Source organism: Paenarthrobacter sp. AB444 (assembly GCF_028736865.1).
Classification (GTDB): Bacteria; Actinomycetota; Actinomycetes; order Actinomycetales; family Micrococcaceae; genus Arthrobacter; species Arthrobacter nicotinovorans_B.
The window spans coordinates 1-20,626 of the sequence record NZ_JAQZBY010000022.1; the positions used below are offsets into that span (position 1 = coordinate 1).

The 20,626-nt window shown below is 61.3% G+C and carries 24 protein-coding genes; 12 read left to right on the top strand and 12 right to left on the bottom strand.

The genetic code is table 11. The features are described from left to right. Positions 1-85 precede the first annotated feature (85 nt). The 3 genes from glmM to rplM form a co-directional block, all read right to left on the bottom strand. Positions 86-1,450 carry a phosphoglucosamine mutase gene (gene glmM, locus PQ627_RS19385; RefSeq protein WP_274262972.1) on the bottom strand — a complete coding sequence of 455 codons (1,365 nt, stop codon included), beginning with the start codon at positions 1,448-1,450 and terminating at the stop codon, positions 86-88. Between the two features lie 157 nt (positions 1,451-1,607). Then, complete coding sequence (gene rpsI, locus PQ627_RS19390; RefSeq protein WP_144659445.1) at positions 1,608-2,117, bottom strand: 30S ribosomal protein S9; 510 nt, start codon at positions 2,115-2,117, stop codon at positions 1,608-1,610. Positions 2,118-2,155: 38 nt separating this feature from the next. Further along, positions 2,156-2,599, bottom strand: coding sequence for a 50S ribosomal protein L13 (gene rplM, locus PQ627_RS19395; RefSeq protein WP_144659444.1), 444 nt, complete (start codon positions 2,597-2,599; stop codon positions 2,156-2,158). Between the two features lie 305 nt (positions 2,600-2,904). Here rplM and PQ627_RS19400 point away from each other — a divergent pair, with 305 nt between their 5' ends. The 9 genes from PQ627_RS19400 to PQ627_RS19440 all read left to right on the top strand — a co-directional run bounded on the left by PQ627_RS19400 (position 2,905) and on the right by PQ627_RS19440 (position 10,845). After that, positions 2,905-3,531 (top strand): prepilin peptidase, encoded by a 627-nt coding sequence (locus PQ627_RS19400; protein WP_443192768.1) that lies wholly within the window; start codon positions 2,905-2,907, stop codon positions 3,529-3,531. A gap of 319 nt (positions 3,532-3,850) precedes the next feature. Beyond that, positions 3,851-4,036 carry a Flp family type IVb pilin gene (locus tag PQ627_RS19405; protein ID WP_274262974.1) on the top strand — a complete coding sequence of 62 codons (186 nt, stop codon included), beginning with the start codon at positions 3,851-3,853 and terminating at the stop codon, positions 4,034-4,036. A gap of 93 nt (positions 4,037-4,129) precedes the next feature. Further along, entirely contained in the window at positions 4,130-4,528 is a 399-nt protein-coding gene (locus tag PQ627_RS19410) for a TadE/TadG family type IV pilus assembly protein (RefSeq protein ID WP_274262975.1), read from the top strand. A gap of 23 nt (positions 4,529-4,551) precedes the next feature. Next, entirely contained in the window at positions 4,552-5,553 is a 1,002-nt protein-coding gene (locus PQ627_RS19415) for a TadE/TadG family type IV pilus assembly protein (protein ID WP_274262976.1), read from the top strand. 54 nt (positions 5,554-5,607) lie between these two features. Next, positions 5,608-6,375 carry a Flp pilus assembly protein CpaB gene (gene cpaB / locus PQ627_RS19420; RefSeq protein ID WP_274262977.1) on the top strand — a complete coding sequence of 256 codons (768 nt, stop codon included), beginning with the start codon at positions 5,608-5,610 and terminating at the stop codon, positions 6,373-6,375. Then, positions 6,372-7,571 (top strand): AAA family ATPase, encoded by a 1,200-nt coding sequence (locus tag PQ627_RS19425; protein ID WP_274262978.1) that lies wholly within the window; start codon positions 6,372-6,374, stop codon positions 7,569-7,571. The genes cpaB and PQ627_RS19425 overlap by 4 nt, the downstream gene beginning before the upstream one ends. Next, positions 7,568-9,010, top strand: coding sequence for a CpaF family protein (locus tag PQ627_RS19430; RefSeq protein ID WP_443192767.1), 1,443 nt, complete (start codon positions 7,568-7,570; stop codon positions 9,008-9,010). The genes PQ627_RS19425 and PQ627_RS19430 overlap by 4 nt, the downstream gene beginning before the upstream one ends. A 2-nt stretch (positions 9,011-9,012) precedes the next feature. Continuing rightward, a complete protein-coding gene (locus tag PQ627_RS19435; protein ID WP_274262979.1) occupies positions 9,013-9,954 on the top strand; it encodes a type II secretion system F family protein in 942 nt (313 codons plus the stop codon). Between the two features lie 12 nt (positions 9,955-9,966). Then, complete coding sequence (locus PQ627_RS19440) at positions 9,967-10,845, top strand: type II secretion system F family protein (protein ID WP_274262980.1); 879 nt, start codon at positions 9,967-9,969, stop codon at positions 10,843-10,845. A 124-nt stretch (positions 10,846-10,969) separates the two neighbouring features. Here the strand turns inward: PQ627_RS19440 and PQ627_RS19445 are convergent, their stop codons facing one another. The 8 genes from PQ627_RS19445 to PQ627_RS19480 form a co-directional block, all read right to left on the bottom strand. Then, positions 10,970-11,860: a tRNA pseudouridine synthase A gene (locus tag PQ627_RS19445; RefSeq protein ID WP_274262981.1), complete on the bottom strand. Its 891-nt coding sequence runs from the start codon at positions 11,858-11,860 to the stop codon at positions 10,970-10,972. 32 nt (positions 11,861-11,892) lie between these two features. Next, on the bottom strand, positions 11,893-12,450 hold the full coding sequence (gene rplQ, locus PQ627_RS19450; protein ID WP_274262982.1) for a 50S ribosomal protein L17: 558 nt from the start codon (positions 12,448-12,450) through the stop codon (positions 11,893-11,895). Between the two features lie 66 nt (positions 12,451-12,516). Further along, positions 12,517-13,527 (bottom strand): DNA-directed RNA polymerase subunit alpha, encoded by a 1,011-nt coding sequence (locus tag PQ627_RS19455; RefSeq protein ID WP_011775567.1) that lies wholly within the window; start codon positions 13,525-13,527, stop codon positions 12,517-12,519. Between the two features lie 148 nt (positions 13,528-13,675). Next, a complete protein-coding gene (rpsK, locus tag PQ627_RS19460) occupies positions 13,676-14,077 on the bottom strand; it encodes a 30S ribosomal protein S11 (RefSeq protein WP_021472435.1) in 402 nt (133 codons plus the stop codon). A gap of 51 nt (positions 14,078-14,128) precedes the next feature. Then, positions 14,129-14,506, bottom strand: coding sequence for a 30S ribosomal protein S13 (gene rpsM / locus PQ627_RS19465; protein WP_011775569.1), 378 nt, complete (start codon positions 14,504-14,506; stop codon positions 14,129-14,131). A 195-nt stretch (positions 14,507-14,701) separates the two neighbouring features. Then, the gene (rpmJ, locus tag PQ627_RS19470) at positions 14,702-14,815 is read right to left on the bottom strand and encodes a 50S ribosomal protein L36 (protein ID WP_011775570.1); all 114 of its coding nucleotides are present in this window, start codon (positions 14,813-14,815) and stop codon (positions 14,702-14,704) included. Between the two features lie 71 nt (positions 14,816-14,886). Continuing rightward, positions 14,887-15,108, bottom strand: coding sequence for a translation initiation factor IF-1 (gene infA, locus PQ627_RS19475; RefSeq protein WP_009358723.1), 222 nt, complete (start codon positions 15,106-15,108; stop codon positions 14,887-14,889). A 195-nt stretch (positions 15,109-15,303) separates the two neighbouring features. Continuing rightward, positions 15,304-16,257, bottom strand: a complete 954-nt coding sequence (locus PQ627_RS19480) for a P1 family peptidase (protein WP_274262983.1) — start codon at positions 16,255-16,257, stop codon at positions 15,304-15,306. A gap of 235 nt (positions 16,258-16,492) precedes the next feature. On the opposite strand from PQ627_RS19480, the gene PQ627_RS19485 reads away from it, so the two are divergent. The 3 genes from PQ627_RS19485 to PQ627_RS19495 are packed head-to-tail and all read left to right on the top strand — an operon-like array spanning position 16,493 to position 19,723. After that, positions 16,493-17,428, top strand: coding sequence for a carbohydrate ABC transporter permease (locus PQ627_RS19485; protein ID WP_274262984.1), 936 nt, complete (start codon positions 16,493-16,495; stop codon positions 17,426-17,428). Continuing rightward, positions 17,425-18,327, top strand: a complete 903-nt coding sequence (locus tag PQ627_RS19490) for a carbohydrate ABC transporter permease (RefSeq protein WP_274262985.1) — start codon at positions 17,425-17,427, stop codon at positions 18,325-18,327. Before PQ627_RS19485 ends, PQ627_RS19490 begins: the two co-directional genes overlap by 4 nt. 49 nt (positions 18,328-18,376) lie before the next feature. Continuing rightward, positions 18,377-19,723 carry an ABC transporter substrate-binding protein gene (locus PQ627_RS19495; RefSeq protein ID WP_274262986.1) on the top strand — a complete coding sequence of 449 codons (1,347 nt, stop codon included), beginning with the start codon at positions 18,377-18,379 and terminating at the stop codon, positions 19,721-19,723. Between the two features lie 61 nt (positions 19,724-19,784). Here PQ627_RS19495 and map read toward each other — a convergent pair whose 3' ends face one another. Further along, entirely contained in the window at positions 19,785-20,612 is an 828-nt protein-coding gene (map, locus tag PQ627_RS19500) for a type I methionyl aminopeptidase (protein ID WP_144659432.1), read from the bottom strand. Between the last annotated feature and the right edge of the window lie 14 nt (positions 20,613-20,626).

Below are 20,626 nucleotides of genomic sequence, written 5' to 3' on the forward strand. Positions count from 1 at the left end.
CGGGGGACATGGCCACCCGCGGCAGCGCGACTCTCGAAGAGTACTTCGGGCTTGAGGCAGCGCCGGACTACCTCTAGCTTCGTTCCTAGACGGCCATCTCGCTGGAAGCGCCGAGGCGCTCCTTGACCACTGCTGCGAGCTCCGTGCAGATGCGTTCGGCGGTTTCCATGTCCGCCGCTTCCACCATCACGCGGACCAGTGCTTCCGTGCCCGAGGGACGGAGCAGCACGCGACCGGTTTCGCCGAGTTCCAGCTCAGCTGCGGCCACAGCCGCGGCCACGCCTTCGTCGGTAGCAGCGCGGGCCTTGTCGACGCCCTTGACGTTGATCATGAGCTGCGGGAGCTTGGTCATCACGCCGGCAAGCTCCTGGAGGGAGCGTCCGGTGAGGGCCACCTGCGCGGCAAGCTGCAGGCCGGTCAGGACGCCGTCGCCGGTGGTGGCGTAATCGGAGAAGATCACGTGGCCGGACTGTTCGCCGCCGAGGTTGTACCCGCCGTCGCGCATTTCCTCCAGGACGTAACGGTCACCAACACCGGTTTCACGGATGGTGATGCCGGCATCGCGGAGGGCAATCTTGAGGCCGAGGTTGCTCATGACCGTGGCCACCAGAATGTCGTCCTTGAGCTTTCCGGCCTTCTTCAGTGCCAGCGCCAGGATCGCCATGATCTGGTCGCCGTCCACTTCGTTGCCTTCGTGGTCGACGGCAAGGCAGCGGTCAGCATCGCCGTCGTGCGCTACGCCGAGGTGGGCGCCGTGCTTGACGACAGCTTCCTTCAGGGGACCCAGGTGGGTCGAACCCACGCCCTCGTTGATGTTCAGGCCATCGGGTTCGGCACCGATCACCACAACGTCCGCGCCGGCATCCTTGAACACCTGGGGCGAGCAACCGCTCGCGGCACCGTGGGCGCAGTCGACCACGACTTTCAAACCGTCCAGGCGCTTCGGGAGCGTGCCGAGCAGGTGCACGATGTAACGGTCCTCGGCGTCCGAGAAGCGCTGGATGCGTCCGACGTCGGCGCCCACGGGCCGCTGCGGCTCTTTGCCCAGCTGCGCCTCAATGGCGTCCTCGACGTCGTCAGGCAGCTTCTGGCCGCCCCGTGCGAAGAACTTGATTCCGTTGTCCGGCGCAGGATTGTGGGAAGCGGACAGCATGACGCCGAAGTCGGCGTCGAGGTCTGCCACCAGGTAAGCCGCGGCGGGGGTGGGGAGAACACCGGCGTCGTAGACGTCGATACCGGAGCTGGAAAGCCCGGCCTCCACGGCGGCGGCGAGGAATTCACCACTGGCCCTGGGGTCCCTGGCGACTACCGCCCGGGGCCGTTTTCCGTCTGTCGCGCGGTCATGGCCGAGTACGACGGCGGCCGCCTGCGCGAGCTGCATCGCCAGTTCAGCGGTGAGTAATCCGTTCGCGAGACCGCGCACGCCATCTGTTCCAAATAATCTAGACATCGGGTCAAGTTTAGACGACGCCACGGCACCAGCTGTTCATCGGGGCTTGGGAGCGTCCCCTTCCGGCCCACCTTTCCGGCGTGCTTAAACGGCGGAAGCCCGCCCCACCGAAAGAGTGAAACGGGCCTCCGATGCCCCTGACGTGGGGCGAAGCGAATTAACGCTTGGAGTACTGCTGGGCCTTGCGTGCCTTCTTGAGACCGGCCTTCTTACGCTCGATGACGCGGGCGTCGCGAGTCAGGAAGCCAGCCTTCTTGAGGGTGGCGCGGTTGTTCTCGACGTCGATCTCGTTCAGCGAACGGGCGATGCCGAGGCGCAGTGCACCAGCCTGGCCGGAGGGGCCACCGCCGTGGATGCGGGCGATGACGTCGTAAGCACCTTCGAGGTCAAGAACGCGGAACGGTTCGTTGACATCCTGCTGGTGCAGCTTGTTCGGGAAGTAGTTGGCCAGCTCGCGGCCGTTGATGATCCACTTGCCGGAACCCGGAACAACGCGAACGCGTGCAACGGCTTCCTTGCGGCGGCCAACAGCTGCACCGGCAACGGTCAGTGCCGGGCGCTCCTTCTTGGGAGCATCTTCAGCAGCGGGGCTGCTTTCAGAGGTGTAGCTGGTGAGGTTTTCCTCAGCCTCGACGGCTTCGGCGGTCAGTTCTTCGTTCTGAGCCACGGTTCTCCTTGTAATGAAAAGTTAGTTGGTGGCCAGGACTACTGGGCGACCTGGGTGATTTCGAAAGTCTTCGGCTGCTGTGCAGCGTGCGGGTGCTCGGAGCCTGCGTAGACCTTGAGCTTGCCCAGCTGCTGAGCTGCCAGGGAGTTCTTGGGGAGCATGCCCTTGATGGCCTTCTCAACAGCGCGAACCGGGTTGGATTCCAGCAGCTCGGCGTAGTTGACGGAGGTCAGGCCGCCCGGGTAACCGGAGTGGCGGTATGCGCGCTTCTGCTCCAGCTTGGCACCGGTGAGGGCAACCTTTTCAGCGTTGATGATGATGACGAAGTCGCCCATGTCCATGTGGGACGCATAGGTCGGCTTGTGCTTTCCGCGCAGCAGTGTTGCGGTCTGGCTGGCAAGACGACCAAGGACAACGTCGGTGGCGTCAATGACGTGCCACTGGCGGTTGATATCGCCGGGCTTCGGGGTGTACGTACGCACGGTTTTGCCTCGTTCTTGTTCTGGCGTTCATGTTTTAGGCGACACGCAGTGAGTCGTGTACCTACTATGTATGCGCTACCGGAGCAGAGGTGAGGGCTCTATGTACCAGTCATCCCAAGATCTCGAAATGCCTCCGGAGTTAGCGATCCTGCAACTGGATCCCCCTGAAGGCATGTGTCATCGAGATAGGACACGCACAACGACTCTAAACAATACCGGTAACGAGGCGTCCGGGTCAAAATGGGGTTAGACCGCCCGGGGGTACCTGTGTTAATGAGGGAGAGCACGTGACTGACGGACTTGCCATGCCGCTCCTGCTGGCGCTTGCCGGCCTCCTGCTCAGCCCGTTGTGCGAGCTGCTCATCACCCGATCGCTGCCGCGGCTCGGCGGCCTCCCTCCCCTTAAGGTCCGAATCACGACGGCGGTGCTTACCGCATTGCTCTTCGCTTTGCTTGGGTGGCGGTTTGGGATGGCGCCGGAATTGCCGGCCTTTCTTTTATTGGCACTTTTAGGCATTCAACTCTCCCGCATTGATTTCACGCTTCATTTGCTTCCCAACCCCCTTGTTTTGGCCCTGCTTATCGGCGCATTGGGGCTCCTGGCCGTGTCTTCGATGCTTGAGCCTGGGTGGACAGACCTGCTCCGCGCACTCGCCGGAGGCTTCATACTCTTCGCCGGCTACCTGATTTTGGGACTGATTTCGCCGGGTGCCCTCGGAATGGGCGATGTGAAGCTTGCCGCACCACTTGGAATGTACTTGGGCTACTTGGGTTGGCAGCAAGTACTTTTCGGCGGCTTGCTGGGATTCGTGGTGGGCGGGGTGCTCACGGTGCTGATGTTGCGGCTGCGATCCGCGGAAAAACCAGCAGAAACGGCCCATGGGCCTGCGATGGTCCTCGCGGCTTTCGGCGTAATTCTCGCCCTGCACTGAGCCCGACTGAGTACGTGCTTATTACCGCTTGACTGCGCTTGCCCATTAGTAAGCATCCTGTTGAAACCAAGTAGTTGCTGCTTGTTCAGCCCCAGAAACTGAGTACTTCGCGCCTCCGGTGTTGTCGGGCAAGTAATGCGTGCCCAAATAAATCGAGTACGGCTACGCATTGTGGCTATTGGTGCGACTGGGCAATTCTTGAGTCATCGAATTCCGAACGGCCAAGGAAACAGCGGCGGTTTGGGGAACGAGGCAAATTCCACAATTTGCCGGCCTTATAAATGTCATCAACATAATCATTTCTGGGAAGGATTTTCCAATGTCTGCTTTCATGATCAACACCATCGCTTTCATCGCCGGCGTCAAGGACCGCTTCACCAAGGAAGAGAAGGGCGCAACGATGGTTGAATACGGCCTCATCGTCGCTGCCATCGCTGTCGTCGTCGGCGGCGCTGCCGTCCTGCTCGGCGGACGCGTCAGCGCTCTCTTCGGCGGCATCCTCTAACTCTGTCTGCGACGTGGTTGGTCGCGGCTGCCGCTTGGCAACCACGGCCAACCCGTTGCTTTAAGACACTCTCTGTTGGATCTGGGACCGGAGATGGACGTGAAATCCAATACGAATGAACGTGGCGCGGCGGCCGTGGAATTGGCCCTGATACTGCCACTCTTGCTGCTGATCCTGTTCGGAATCATGGAGTTTGGACGCGCCTACAACGTCCAGGTTTCCCTCACGCAGGCTGCCCGTGAAGGAGCGCGCTATGCGGCTGTGCATTATCAGGAAGGCGGCCTCAACGTCTCCGGAGCAGCTTTGTCGTCCGCGCCGGCCCTGGACGGACTCGGCGTCAGCGTCACGGACAATGCTTCCAGCTGCGCTCCGGGTTCCAACGTCAAAGTAACCACCAGCGTTTCGCTGCCATCGATGACCGGTTTCCTGGATGGTATCGGCATTTTCCCCCTCAACCTCTCGGGAGTGGGGGTGATGAGATGCGGTGGCTGACCAAGCTTCGCCGACCCACTGGGGTGGAGGCTCGCACGACCTCGGACGAGCAGGGAGCCTCCACGGTCATTGTTGCAGTGCTCATGGTGGTTCTTCTCGGCTTTGCCGCCTTGGCTGTCGATGTCGGAGCTGTTTACGCCGAAAAAGCGCAACTACAGAATGGCGCAGATTCCGGCGCGCTTGCCATCGCTACCGGGTGCGCCAAGGGCAGCTGTGGAAACACGGCAACCACGGCTAACCAGTTTGCCAACAGCAACGCCAACGACAACACCAGCGGCGCTGCTGTCACTTTTCCTGCGGCGACCACGGTCCGCGTAGTAACCAACGCCCGTGATACCAGCGGCCAGAACAGTTTGTCACTGTACTTCGCCCAAGTTTTGGGGTTTGAGACTGCCGCGGTGACAGCCACGGCGGAAGCATCCTGGGGCGCTCCGTCAAGTGCAACGACTCTGCCCTGGACGGTAAGCGAGTGCGTCTTCAAGAAGTACCTGTCACCGGCCCAGCTGGCCTCGTTGAACTCCACAGGTAACTTTTCCGGCGATCCCATCCCCACGCACGTGACGCTTCGTTATGACACGAATGCGCCTGCTGTGGGCGGATGCGTTGCACAGAACGGTTATCAGCCGGGTGGATTCGGCTGGCTGGAAACCACATCTGCATGCTCAACGGACATCACTATCGGCGCTGTCGTTCAGGGCCAACCCGGCAATCATTTCCCCAACGGAGCGACCTGCAATACGGTGCTTGCCCACATCATGGACCAGCCCGCGTTGATACCGCTTTTCAAGACAGCGGCCCAAAACGGAAACAAGACAAAGTACACGTTGGTCGGGTTCGCCGCCTTCCAGGTGACCGGTTACAAATTCGATGGGGGCCAGAAATTGGACCCCGCTGCGCCCAATTGCACCAACAACTGCAGGGCAATACAGGGATATTTCTCCCGTTTCGTGTCACTCGAAGAAGCTTCTCAAGTCTCCGGTGGCATACCCAACTATGGAGCGTCGGTGGTAACGCTCACCAAATAGGTGCTCTCCGAGTGCCTGCCACCAATCTCACGAGAACTCGAAGGGAGTTACCAAGTGAAAACACGCCTACTGGGAGGCATTGCCGCACTGCTGTTGGCAGTCATAGGCACCGTATTGCTGGTCACCTATGTACAGGGAGCAGACAAGCGGGCGCAGCAAGGGCTTGATCCCGTAAACGTACTTGTCGTCAAAGAACACATTGCAGCCGGCACCAAGGCCGAGGACCTTGGGTCAAAAGTCAAGATGGAGACCCTGCCGCAATCCGCCGTCGCATCCGGAGCCGTGAGCGCCTTGTCCGATCAAAAGGGCAAGGTCACATCTGCGGACCTCCAGCCAGGCGAACAATTGTTGGAACTGAAAATGGTGAGCCCCAAGGATTTGGTTCCGGGAACCGTCCCTGTCCCTGAGGGTCTGCAGGAAACAACCTTTGTGCTGGCCCCCGAACGCATGCTCGGCGGCCGAATCGAAGCCGGTGACACGGTGACGGTTTTCGCTTCGTTCAAGCTGGATGAAGCCATAGCCGCTGGCGCCAACGTCCCGCCGAACCTGGCAGGCTGGAAGAACTTTACAGAGCTGCTCTACCACGACGTCCTGGTGACGGCTCTTCAGCAGGCGGCACCTGACTCCGAAAAGTCAGCCGGAACGGACAAAGCCGTCGCCCTGCCCAACGGCTCGGCGTACGTGACCGTGGCATTAAGCGATGCCAATGCAGCCAAGATGGTCTTCGGTTCGGAATTCGGCACTTTATGGCTTTCCAAGCAGACCGAGAAGACGGCGAAGAGCGACCCGCCGACGACAACCTTCGGAGGGCTGGTCCAATGAGCCGTTTCGTAGCCATCACCGCCGTTCGCGACTTTGAAGGACGCGTTCGCCAAGCAATCACCGGTGCCCTTCACGGTGACCTGCAGACCCTGGCTCCAGCAGTCCTCCAGGCAGGCACTGACGAAATCTTCAATCAGCTCACGGGGGCACCGCCTGAGGTGATGATCCTCGGCCCCGGAGTCAACCCTGACGATGCCTTCAAGCTGGCTACGGTGATTGACCTCCAGTACCCCGAGATAAGCCTTCTGATGGTCGCCGATCCCACCGCTGAGGTTGTGCTGAAAGCCATGCACGCAGGCGTCAGGGATGTCGTGTCACCCGAAGCGGAGGTGAACGAGCTTCGGGTACTTCTGGAGCGCGCGTGCTTGGCTGCGGCCAGCCGGCGACGCGGCATGCAGCCCGCTGCCGATTCCGCGCAGGAACGGGGCCGGGTCATTGCCGTCATGTCTCCCAAGGGCGGCGTGGGAAAAACCACCGTTGCCACGAATCTCGCCATTGGGCTGGGAACCCTCGCACCCATGAGCGTGGTGATCGTGGATCTGGACCTGCAGTTCGGCGACGTCGCTTCCGGTCTGATGCTGGAGCCGGAACACTCCATAACCGAAGCAGTGCACGGAGCTGCGGCCCAGGACTCCATGGTCCTCAAGGCGTTCCTGACCGTCCACCCGGCCGGAATCTACGCCCTGTGCGCACCCCGGAAGCCATCGGACTCGGACTACATCACTGCCGATCACGTCACGCGGCTCCTCACCCAATTGGCCAGTGAATTCAAGTACGTGGTGGTGGATACCGCCCCAGGTCTTGGGGAGCACTGCCTTGCGACCTTGGAACTGGCCACCGACGGCGTCTGGGTGTGTGGGATGGACGTTCCAAGCATCCGGGGCCTTCGAAAGAGTTTCAGCGTCCTGAAAGAACTCCAGCTCCTCCCGCAAGGCCGGCACACCGTGTTGAACTTTGCGGACCGTAAAAGTGGTCTGTCTGTGCAGGACGTCGAGGCGACCATCGGAGTGCCTGTCGATACCGTGATACCGCGATCAAGAACGCTCCCCTACTCCACCAACCGCGGCATTCCCGTGTTGCAAGGGACAGCCAGGGATACAGCCATCAAGGGGCTACGAAAGCTGGTTCAGCGATTCGATCCGAGGCTGGAGTCGGCGCCGCACAACAAGTTGCACCGAAGGGTGGTCGTCTCATGAAATTGTCCGAGAGGCTTTCGAAGAACAATCCGCTTTCCGTCGCTGCCCCCGGGGAACCACATGCTCCAGGAGCAATAACGGACGGCGAATGGGCCACCCCGCCTTCACCAACGACTCCCATGCTGGGTGGTGCACCCGCAACTCCTGCCGTGGATGCCTTGGCCGGGTTGAAGAAGCGGGCTGCGGACTCCCTTTTTGAGCGCATCGGAAGCAGGATCGCAGATGCCTCTTCCTCTGAAGAGGACCTCCGCTCGTTCGCCGTGGAAGAGCTTTCAGCGGTGATCGACGACGAACAGGTTCCTCTCTCGCCGGAGGAACGACGCCGGCTCATCCGTGAGATCTCCGACGAAGTGATGGGTTACGGTCCTTTGCAGAGGTTGCTGGAGGATCCTTCCGTCACGGAAGTCATGGTGAACCGCTTCGACCAGATCTACGTGGAGCGTCACGGACAGTTGGCCCTGACGGAACTCCAATTCAGCTCAGATGACCATTTGCGGAAGGTGATCGAGAGAATCGTTTCCAAGGTCGGACGCCGTATCGACGAATCTTCTCCGCTGGTGGATGCCCGCTTGGAAGACGGCTCCCGTGTCAACGCGATCATTCCTCCCCTGGCAGTCAACGGACCCTCGCTCACCATCAGGAAATTCAGCCATGTTCCTTTGACTGTTCGAAACCTGATCGAGTGGGGCTCGATGAGCCAGGAGATGGCGGAGCTGCTGAGTGCGTGCGTTCGGGCCCGTCTCAATGTCATCGTCTCCGGCGGCACAGGCACGGGCAAAACCACGTTGCTGAATGTCCTGTCATCATTCATTCCGGAATCAGACCGCATTGTGACCATAGAAGATGCCGTGGAGCTCCAGTTGCAACAACGCCACGTCGTCCGGCTGGAGAGCCGCCCACCCAACATCGAAGGCAAGGGCGCCATCAGCATTCGCGATCTGGTCCGCAACTCGCTGCGTATGCGTCCCGATCGGATCATCGTCGGCGAGGTTCGCGGCGGTGAGTCCCTGGACATGCTGCAAGCCATGAACACCGGCCACGATGGATCGCTGTCCACCGTGCACGCAAACTCTCCCCGGGATGCGATTGCCCGCTTGGAAACGCTTGTGCTCATGGCCGGGATGGACCTTCCGCTCCGGGCGATCCGTGAACAAGTGTCTTCGGCAGTCGATCTGATTGTTCAGGTCACGCGCTTACGTGACGGAAGCCGACGCATAACCCACGTTACTGAGGTCCAAGGGATGGAAGGGGACGTGGTGACCTTGCAGGACGCGTTCCTCTTCGACTATTCGGCGGGGCTGGATGCCCAAGGAAGGTTCTTGGGGCGGGCGGTTCCCACAGGGATGCGTCCTCGTTTCCTGGACCGGTTCGCCGAGCTGGGGATTCAGGTATCGCCGGCAGCATTTGGTGTCGCCTCAGTGCCCGTGGGGAGGCGATAGTTGTGGATTCTCCAAGCGGGTTTATCCTGGCCATCGCCTTATGCGTGGGTGCACTCGTCATCCTTGTGGTCGTTGTCCTTAAACCACAACGCAGCAGCATTCCCATTGAACGACGCCGGCTGGATGCGCCTACCGATACGTCAGCCGTGGGCCTGGTATCCGAGACTGCTGTCAGATTCATGGACACCGCGCTCGGACGCTCTGGAGGACCATTCAACAGGGAGGTTCTCTATCAAGCAGGTGTCAAACAGGCGCCGGCCGATTTCATGGTTCTTGTGGCCGCCAGCGCAGTCGTTACTGCGGTAGTCGGTTCCCTGGTTTTCGGCGTCTTTGGCGGCATCCTTCTGGCCGTGTTGGTCCCTTTCCTGGCGAAACTGGTCCTGGTCCTCAAGACACAGAAACGTCGTGCAAAATTCGAGCTGCAACTGACGGACACCATCCAGATGCTGATTGGTGGCCTCCGGGTGGGGCACGGAATCATGAGGTCATTGCAGGCTGCGGCACAAGAGTCGCAAGCCCCGACGTCCGAAGAGTTGAGCCGCATCGTCAACGAGGTGAGAGTTGGCAAGGACCCGCGCCAAGCGATAGAGGATTGCGCCGCCCGCATGGACAGCGAGGATTTCCAGTGGATTGGCCAAGCCATCCAGATCAACCGTGAAGTGGGCGGCGACTTGGCCGAGGTCCTCGAGCAGGTCGAGGGAACCATCAGGGAACGCAGCGAAATCAAGGGACACGTACGCGCCCTCAGCGCCGAAGGCAAGATGTCGGCAGTAGTTCTGATGATCCTGCCTGTAGCGGTGGGGGTGTTTATGTCGGTGCTGAACCCCGATTATCTGAAACTCTTCACAGGCCACCCCGTGGGGATCGCCATGATCGTCGTCAGCATGATCCTGTTCGCCATCGGCGGTTTCTGGATGAGCCGCACCGTGAAGATCAAGTTCTAGGAGATAAAGCTCATGACTCCCATCGCATGGCTGATTATCGCGGTCATCGTGCTGCCTCTGGCATATTTTGCGTGGTCCCTGATCAGCATCGACCGTAAGGGCATCGTTGCAATACAGACCAACCTCGGCTCCGGCTTTACGCAAGGTGGTGGCGTGAATCTGCAACGCCCACCCCTCCTGCTGGGTGTTGCCCGGAAGCTGACCCCCGGAAGCTACGAGGCCAAGCTCGATCACTGGCTTGCCCTCGCCGGGCGTCCAATGTCGATGCCGCTCCCAAGGCTTTTGTCCTTGAAGCCAGCCTTGGCCCTGGCCGGAGCAGTCGCTGGTACGCTTCTGTTTCTTGTCAGCCCAGGGCCAGGCATTCTAGGCCTGGCAATATTTCTGACACTGTTCCTCTATTTCCTGCCCGATCTCCTGATCTACAACACGGGCCTCAAACGGCAGGAAGCCATCAAGCTGGAATTTCCAAACACCTTGGATCAAATGCTGATCTCGGTGGAGGCCGGACTCGGATTCGAAGCCGCCATGGAACGGACCGCAGCTCAGGGAACCGGTCCCCTGCCCCAGGAGCTGATACGCACGCTGCAGGACATCCAAGTGGGCCGTCCCCGGCAGGAGTCTTATGAAGCCCTTGCCGAGCGGTGCGCTGTACCGGACATCCGCAGCTTCGTCCTTGCAGTCATCCAGGCCGATAAATACGGGATCGGTATCGCCAATGTGCTTCGGGCCCAGGCCAAGAAGGCGCGCGTCAGGCGGCGTCAGAGCGCCGAAGAAAAGGCGATGAAACTCCCCGTCAAGGTGCTCTTCCCGTTGCTGTTCTGCATCTTCCCGGTGCTGTTCATAGTCCTTCTGGGTCCCGCGGCCATTAGGATCATTCAGGCCTTCAGCTGATCCATCCCTCGGGAAATAGACCGGCACTTCGCGGATCCCAGACCACGGAGTGCCACAACGGCCCCCTTCCGGTACCCAGAGCCGGGAGGGGGTCCTCCAACGTCCGGGTGCCGTACGACAAAAGCTACTCGCGCCGCGCCCGCGTCAGTTCGGCCCGGGCCAACAGCTCACTGTTGGACGGGTAGGCGACTTCCTCCAAAACCAGCGGATGTGGCGCAGCCAGCACGGATTTCGCATCCCGCTTCCGCTCGAGCAGCCGCTCGTGAAGCCATATGGGAGCCTCCAGCCCCTCGCCCACCCGCAGGGTTGATCCCACCAACGAACGCACCATGTTGTGGCAGAACGCGTCAGCCTGCACGGTGGCGACAATGACGCCGTCGCTCCCCCGCGCAAACGAGAACTTCTGCAGCTCGCGGATAGTGGTGGCACCCTCCCGGGGCTTGCAGTACGAGCGGAAATCCTGGAGCCCCAGCAAGGACTGAGCACCCTCGTTCATCAGGGAAACATCCAAGGCCGCCTTGTGCCAGAGCGTGATGCCACGGAGCACCGGATCCCATCGCCCCGGACCGTCGGCAATCCGGTAACTGTACCTGCGCCACAGCGCCGAAAAGCGCGCGTCGAAACCTTCCGGCGCCAGACCGGCGTCGTGCACTTCCACTGCACCGGTGAAGTCGCCCAGGACGCGGCTCAAAGCGCCGCGGAGCCGCCGCAAAATTGCGACGGCGGGATCAAGTTCGTGCCCGCGCGGCAGTGACAGCCACTCGGCTTCGGTGACGTCGAAGTGGACTACTTGGCCGCGGGCGTGGACACCGGCGTCGGTCCGGCCGGCGACGGTTACACGTACACTGCGCTGCAGGAGCAAGGCCAGAGCTTCTTCAAGGGATCCCTGCACGGTCCGCAGGCCCGGCTGCAATGCCCACCCGCTGAAAGGGCCGCCGTCGTAGGAAAGATCAAGCCGGACACGCAAAAACCCGCCGCCCCCCAATACGGGGGCAGCGGGTTTTCGTTCGTTCATAGACTCAAGTCTACTGTGAAGAATTCAGTGAATTACTTCTTGTCCTCAGCGGCCGGAGCCTCTTCGGTTTCAGCAACTTCAGCGTCAGCAGCTTCGGCTTCAGCGGCCGGAGCCTCTTCGGTTTCAGCAGCTTCGGTCTCTACAACCTCTTCCTCGGCAGGAGCCTCGGCAGCCGGAACAGCCTTGGCAGCGGCAGCGGTTGCTTCAGCAACAACGGCCTGCTTCGGGGAGACCGGCTCGAGAACGAGCTCGATGACAGCCATGGGAGCGTTGTCGCCCTTGCGGTTGCCGATCTTGGTGATGCGGGTGTAGCCACCATCGCGGTTGGCAACGGCGCCGGCGATGTCGGTGAACAGCTCGTGGACAACGCCCTTGTCGCTGATCAGGCCGAGAACGCGGCGGCGGGAAGCGAGGTCGCCACGCTTGGCGAAGGTGACCAGACGCTCTGCGTACGGCTTGAGGCGCTTGGCCTTGGTGACCGTGGTGGTGATGCGCTTGTGCTCAAAAAGAGCAGCTGCCAGGTTCGCGAGCATCAGGCGCTCGTGAGCCGGGCCGCCTCCGAGGCGCGGACCCTTAGTGGGGGTAGGCATAGTTATTTCTCCTGTTATGTGAGCCGGTCAGGTCCATTGCTGGACCCGGCGGCCAAGATCTGCTGTTTAGAGCTCGTCGTCGCTGAACGCGGCGTCGTCCTCTTCGATGGCTGCGGCGCGGGCTGCGAGATCGAAACCGGGAGGGGAGTCCTTGAGGGACAGACCCAGTTCGACGAGCTTTGCCTTGACCTCGTCGATGGACTTCGCACCGAAGTTACGGATGTCCATCAGGTCAGCCTCGGAGCGGGCAACGAGTTCACCCACGGTGTGGATGCCCTCACGCTTGAGGCAGTTGTAGGAACGGACCGTGAGGTCCAGATCCTCGATCGGCAGAGCCATGTCCGCTGCCAGGGCAGCGTCCGTCGGCGACGGGCCAATCTCGATACCTTCAGCTGCGGTGTTCAGCTCACGGGCCAGACCGAACAGTTCCACCAGGGTGGTGCCTGCGGAAGCAACAGCATCGCGCGGAGCGATTGCCTGCTTGGTCTCGACGTCGACAATGAGCTTGTCGAAGTCGGTGCGCTGCTCAACACGGGTAGCTTCCACGCGGAAAGTTACCTTCATGACCGGCGAGTAGATCGAGTCGACCGGGATACGGCCGATCTCGGAGTCGCCGGACTTGTTCTGAGCTGCCGAAACGTAGCCACGGCCGCGCTCGATGGTCAGCTCGAGTTCGAACTTGCCCTTCGAGTTCAGAGTGGCAATGTGCAGATCCGGGTTGTGGAATTCGACGCCGGCCGGCGGAGCGATGTCCGCGGCGGTGACGACTCCGGGGCCCTGCTTGCGCAGGTAAGCAACAACCGGCTCGTCGTGCTCGGAGGAAACCGAAAGGTTCTTGATGTTCAGGATGATCTCGGTGACATCTTCCTTGACACCCGGAACCGTGGTGAACTCGTGCAGCACGCCATCGATCCGGATGCTGGTTACAGCAGCACCGGGGATGGAGGAGAGCAGGGTACGGCGGAGGGAGTTTCCGAGGGTGTAACCGAAGCCCGGCTCCAGCGGTTCAATGATGAAACGGGAGCGGTTCTCGGATACAACTTCTTCAGACAGGGTGGGGCGCTGTGCAATGAGCACTTAGGTTTCCTTTCGGCGAGCATCCGCTATATGACGCAACACAGGTGGTGGAAATCGGCTTCGGTTTCCAGCCTGACCAGCCGGGCCATGCTTGTGGACGGTCAAACCATCCACAGCAGGCCCGGCCAGTCAGGCAGGGTGAACCTAATTAGACGCGGCGGCGCTTCGGCGGGCGGCAACCGTTGTGGGCGCTGGGGGTGACGTCCTGGATGGAGCCAACCTCGAGGCCAGCAGCCTGAAGCGAACGGATTGCGGTTTCGCGTCCCGAACCCGGTCCCTTGACGAAAACGTCAACCTTGCGCAGACCGTGCTCCTGAGCGCGCTTTGCAGCAGCTTCGGCAGCCATCTGGGCAGCGAACGGGGTGGACTTACGGGAGCCCTTGAAGCCAACCTCACCGGCGGAAGCCCAGGAGATCACAGCGCCAGTCGGGTCCGTGATGGACACGATGGTGTTGTTAAAGGTGCTCTTGATGTGCGCCTGTCCAAGCGCAATATTCTTCTTATCCTTGCGACGCGGCTTACGAACCGCTCCACGAGTCTTCGGGGGCATTGTTTCTCCTACAGAAAGTTATCGGGGGAAAACCAGGTCAATCCCGAGGGATTAACGTCCGGCCTTCTTCTTGCCGGCGACGGTGCGCTTCGGGCCCTTGCGGGTACGAGCGTTGGTCTTCGTACGCTGACCGCGTACGGGCAGGCCCTTGCGGTGGCGCAGGCCTTCGTAGCTGCCGATCTCGACCTTGCGGCGGATGTCAGCGGCTACCTCGCGGCGAAGGTCACCCTCAACCTTGTAGTTGCCTTCAATGTAGTCACGCAGCTGAACCAGTTCGGCGTCAGTCAGGTCCTTGACGCGAACGTCAGCGCTGATGCCGGTGGCAGCCAGGGTTTCGTGTGCACGGGTCTTGCCCACGCCGTAGATGTAAGTAAGCGCAATTTCCAACCGCTTTTCGCGGGGAATGTCTACGCCAGCGAGACGAGCCATAGTGGCGGTACTCCTTGAATAAACCGGAGGTCGTAGGCAGTACACCCGCACTTTCAGTGCGGCCCCAGCCTCCGACCGGGGGTTCGCTGACCAGGCTCTGTGAAGCAGTCCTGGCACAGCTTGTGCTGCCTTTATTTACTTGCGTGGGCTAGCAACCCAGGTTTGCCCTTGCGGGCGCTGATTCCCGAAAGGGAATTAGCCCTGGCGCTGCTTGTGGCGCGGGTTCTCGCAGATCACCATGACCCGGCCGTTACGGCGGATCACTTTGCACTTGTCGCAGATCTGCTTGACGCTCGGCTTGACCTTCATGGCGTTCCTTTGCGTGTTTTGCAGTTGATCTGCTGGAGCGGCTTGGGCACTGTTGCCTGCCGCCCAGCAATTTACTTGTAGCGGTAGACGATACGACCACGTGTGAGGTCGTATGGGCTCAGCTCCACCACTACCCGGTCCTCTGGGAGAATCCTGATGTAGTGCTGACGCATCTTCCCAGAGATGTGTGCGAGAACGATGTGCTTGTTGGTGAGCTCAACACGAAACATCGCGTTGGGCAGCGCCTCAGTCACAACGCCCTCGATCTCAATGACCCCGTCCTTCTTGGCCATATCCTCCGCTAACTGTTGTTTGCCGCCGTCCTTCGATGAGGCACCGAAGATCCAACGGACGTTTTTTGTTTGCTTGACCGTCCTGGAACCACGACACTAAAAAGGGCGCGGCTGCACAGACAACCAACAAACAACTCTACGCCAATCAGGCTGGAAAGTTAAATCCGACCATGGTAGCGCACGTATCCCCGGCCGTCACTCCCCCACCGGACGATAGGCCGGGAAGCTGCCCGCCGCCGTCGTGATGCTTTCGGCCGACTCAACGCCGTCCAGGATGGCCAACCTGACCGCCTCGGCAGCCGCACTCTGCAAGGTGATCAGCGATACCTGCCGCGCCTGTTCGCTGCTTCGATCAAGGGCGACGGCGCCAGTCGCCAGAGCGAAAACGGTGTCGCCGTCCGCCAAAGTATGGGACGGATCAAGCGCCCGTGCCAGGCCCGCATGCCCGGACGAAGCAGTCCTCTTGCACTCGGCTACGTCCAAAACCGCATTGGTCGCGATGACGACGAGCGTGGTGTTGAGTCCCTGCGGTTCGACCCGCGCTGGCTTATTCCCGGCCTGCAGGTCCGCAGGACCAAACTGGGGCGAACCCAGCGCGTTGACCACCGCCAGCGCACCTACGACGACGCCACCCGCGAGTTCGATTGACGACGTCCCCACGCCGCCCTTGTACTGTCCGCGGGCAATGACGGCACCGGTACCGGCGCCGACGTTTCCGCGTTCGACGGCGGCATGGTCACCTGAGGCGAAGGCCGCGGCAGCTGCCTGGTAACCCATCTCCTGGTCGGGTCGGGCATGCACGTCGCCACCGCGGCCGAGGTCGAAGATGGCAGCGGCCGGAACAATCGGAACCACGGTGCCGGGGACGGCGAATCCCCGCCCTTGTTCTTCGCACCATCGTTGGGCGCCATGGGCCGACACCAGACCGAAGGCACTCCCGCCGGTCAGCACCACCGCGTCCACCGTCGAGACCAGGGTGGTGGGGTCGAGGGCGTCCGTCTCATGCGTTCCCGGGCCTCCGCCGCGCACGTCAACCGATCCAACGGTTCCCACAGGCGGAAGGACGACGGTCACGCCACTGAGCCACCCGTCGTCGTTCTTCTGCACGTGCCCAATCCGGATGCCTTCAACATCGGTGATCGAATTCATGGCTCCATTCTCCACCTCGGCACAACCGCCCACCCGGCAACAAAACGGGAGTCGGGCCTCAAATACGAATGCGCGGGTAACGTTCGGTGAACGGTCCCGGAAGTGTAAGACAACTCTCGCTACGGAGGCGGCTTTTGGCAATGGAGGCCATGGCCAATGTGGTGAGCTAGGCCTGTCTTCGCCGCCCCTGTGAGGGAGCAGGCGCCCCCGCATTCGCCGAAACCGTGAGTACTACATGACTGCCCCTTTGATAAACAACAGCAGCGCCGCGCCTGTTAAGCCACGGCCACGCTGGTCCGGCCGTAGCCGCAAGGATTTCGTGGTGTTCCTGGCCATGGCCTTGCCAAACCTGCTGTTGATCGGAACCTTCACCTATTGGCCCCTGATCAACAACATCTACTACTCCACCTTGGACTGGACCCTCGGTTCTTCAAGGGCCACGGTGGTCGGACTTCAGAACTACGTCACGTTCTTCACCAGCGAGGACGCGTCCAAGGTCCTGGGAACCACGGCAATCTTCACTGTGCTGACCGTGGGCGGGTCCATGGTCCTCGGCTTGCTGGTCGCCCTGGCCTTGAACTCGAAAGTCCGGGGCACCACGTTCGCCCGCTCGGCGGTGTTCGCGCCCTACGTTCTGTCGGGAGTCGGCGTCGGCCTGGTGTGGTTGTTCATCTTCGATCCCGGATATGGAGTCCTCGCCTGGATCCTCCGGGGCTTGGGCCAGCAGAGTCCCCAGTGGATCAACGACCCCCAGCTCTCGCTGGTGATGGTCATCATCGTCTACGTGTGGAAGAACCTGGGCTACTGCGCAGTGGTGTTCCTGGCTGGGCTGCAATCCCTGCCCCGGGACGTGATGGAGGCCGCCGCGCTGGACGGGGCCAACAGTGTCCGGCGGTTCTTCAACATCTCGCTGCCGTTGCTCTCCCCCACCACGTTCTTCCTGCTCATCACCACCATGCTCAGCTCGCTGCAGGCCTTCGACCTCATCCGCATCATGACTCCGCTGGGCAACGGCACCAGCACCCTGATCTACGAGGCCTATCTCCAGGCATTCGGGGCCTACAACAGGGCCGGCTACTCGGCAGCGGTTTCGGTGATCCTCTTTGCCATCCTGCTGGTCATTACCGTCCTCCAACTGCGGTTCGTTGAGCGAAAGGTCCACTACTCATGAGCGCCCCGGCACCCGTCCTGGTTCGTGAGGACGCCGAACAAACTGCTGTGCCGGAGCGTCCACTCTCCAGGTCCAATCTGCTGCAGACAGTTGCAACCGGCTATGTCCCCCTGATCATCGCAACCCTCGTGGTGTTCCTGCCCCTGTTGTGGATGCTCCTGAGCTCCTTCAAGCAGCCCGGCGAAATCGTCACCATGGATCTGAAGATCCTTCCGGAGACGCTGAACCTGCAGAACTACGTCACGGCCATGACCACGGTCCCGTTTGCACAGTTCTTCGCCAACAGCCTGATCGTCACAGCGGTGGGCTCGTCCATCAAGGTGGTCCTGGCCATCCTCACCGCCTACGCGCTGGTATTCGTGCGTTTCCCGTTCAAGAACGTCATCTTCGTGCTGATCCTTGTGGCTCTCATGGTCCCTGCCCAGGTCTCGATCCTGCCCAACTACATCCTGATAGCGGGCATGGGCGGCAAGAACACCCTGTGGGGCATCATCCTGCCGGGGCTTGGCACGGCGTTCGGTACCTTCCTCCTGCGGCAACATTTCCTGACCTTGCCGCCGTCAATCCTGGAAGCCGCGGAGATCGATGGGGCAGGCCACTGGCGCAGGCTGTGGCAGATCATCGTCCCCGTGTCCGTTCCATCCATCGCCACCGTGGCCCTGGTGACCGTCGTCAGTGAATGGAACGACTACATCTGGCCCCTGATCATCACCGACCGGCCCGAAACCATGACGCTGCCCGTGGGCCTGACGCTACTCCAGAACTCTGAGGGCAACGGTGCTGGCTGGGGAATCCTCATGGCCGGAGCGGTCCTGGTGATCGTCCCCATCCTGCTGGTGTTCGCCGCACTCCAGCGCTATATCGTCGCCGGGCTGACCCAAGGCAGTGTCACCGGCTAGTTCTCCACTGCACCATTCGCATCAATGTCAGTTATTGAGAGGAAGCACCATGAGCACCACCCTTGACCGCCGCCATTTCCTGGGTCTGGCGGGCCTCGGAGCCGGGGCTGCGGCCCTCGCCGCTTGCGGCGGACCGTCGACGGCGGGTCCGGCAGACGCCGTCGACACCGGAACCATCGACTTCAGCGGCGTCAAGCCCGCGGCCTCCATCGACTTCTGGACGAACCACCCCGGCAAGTCCCAGGACGTCGAGAAGGCCATCATCGAGAAGTTCCACGCCAAGTTCCCGGACATCAAAGTCAATTTGGTCACCGCCGGCGCCAACTACGAGGAGATTGCCCAGAAGTTCCAGACGTCGCAGGCGGCCAAGACCGGCTTGCCGGGCCTGGTGGTCCTTTCCGACGTCTGGTGGTTCCGCTATTTCACCAACGGCAGCATCATCCCACTCGATGGCCTGGTGAAGCAGCTGGATATCAAGATCGACGACTTCCAAAAATCGTTGGTGGACGACTACAAGTACGACGACAAGCAGTGGGCCCTGCCATACGGCCGTTCCACCCCGCTGTTCTACTACAACAAGGACCACTTCAAGGCAGCCGGCCTCCCCGACCGCGCACCGGCCACGTGGCAGGAATTCGCGGAGTGGGCCCCCAAGCTCAAGGCCACTTCCGGCGCCCAGTACGCCTACATCTACCCCGCCCTCGCCGGTTATGCCGGGTGGACCCTGCAAAACAACCTGTGGGGTTGGGGCGGCGGCTGGTCCAAGGGCTGGGACATCACCTGCGACTCCAAGGAATCCGTAGCAGCCCTTCAATGGGCCCAGGACTCCATCTACAAGGACGGCTGGGCAGGTGTTTCCTCCAAGGAAGCAGCTGACGACTTCGCCGCCGGCATCACGTCCTCCACCATCTCCTCGACGGGTTCACTCCTGGGCGTCCTGAAGGCAGCCAAGTTCAATGTCGGCGTCGGGTTCCTGCCCGGCGGCCCCGAGGCCCCCAGCGGCGTCTGCCCCACTGGCGGTGCCGGTTTGGGCATCCCCAGCGGCATCACCAAGGAAGAACAGCTGGCCGCCGCGACGTTCCTCAAGTTCATGACCGAGCCGGAGAACACTGCTGCATTCTCCGCCGCTACCGGCTATATGCCTACCCGGGTCTCAGCTGACATGTCCGCTGTCCTCGCGGCGACGCCGCAGATCAAGACCGCCATGGACCAGCTCGCAGCCACCAAGGTCCAGGACAACGCACGCGTGTTCCTGCCGGGCGCGGACCAGGAAATGGCCAAGTCGGCAGCCAAAATCCTCACCCAGCAGGGTGACGTACAGGCCACCATGACCGAACTGAAGAAGACACTTGAAGGCATCTACACCAAGGACGTCAAGCCGAAGCTGAAGTCCTGACTCTTGTACGACAAAGCAAGAGCGCGGCTACTTCGGTAGCCGCGCTCTTCTTATTCAGGTGCTACGGGATCGGGACAGGAACGACGCCGAGGGGCGCCAATTGTGCGGCGCCTCCATCGGGGGCGGACAGTACCCAGATGCCCTTTTCGTGGACGGCTACCGAATGCTCCCATTGGCAGGAACGCTTGCCGTCCGTGGTGACGACTGTCCAGTCGTCGTCGAGGGTTGCGGTTTCGATGTCACCGCGAACCAGCATCGGCTCGATGGCCAGGCAAAGCCCGGGACGGATCTTGGGACCACGGTGGCTGGTCCTGTAGTTCAGGACATCCGGGGCCATGTGCATCTCGGAACCGATGCCGTGGCCGACGTAGTCCTCAAGAATTCCAAGGGGCTTGCCGGGGACCGAGGAGACGTAGTCATCGATCGCGTTGCCGATATCGCCTACGAACTTACCCTTGGCCAACGCCGCGATACCGCGCCACATTGCTGCTTCAGTGACATCCGAGAGGCGCTGGTCTTCGGGGTCAGCGGTGCCAACGATGACAGTGCGTGCAGAGTCCGAGTGCCAGCCATCAACGATGCAGCCACCGTCGATGGAGATGATGTCGCCATCCTGGAGGACGCGACCGCCGGGAATGCCGTGGACCACTTCCTCATTCACGGAGGTGCAGATGGTAGCCGGGAAACCGTGGTAGCCAAGGAAGTTGGACTTGGCTCCGGCGTCGTTGAGCACCGCGGCAAAGACATCATCCAGGTCCTTGGTGGTGACGCCGGGCTTGGCAGCAGCAACGGCAGCGTCCAGTGCGCTGCTCAGGACGAGCCCGGCCTGCTGCATGGTGCGCATCTGCTCGTTGCTCTTGTATTCAATGCGGGGCTGACCGAACGCCATGTTCTCCTCTGGAA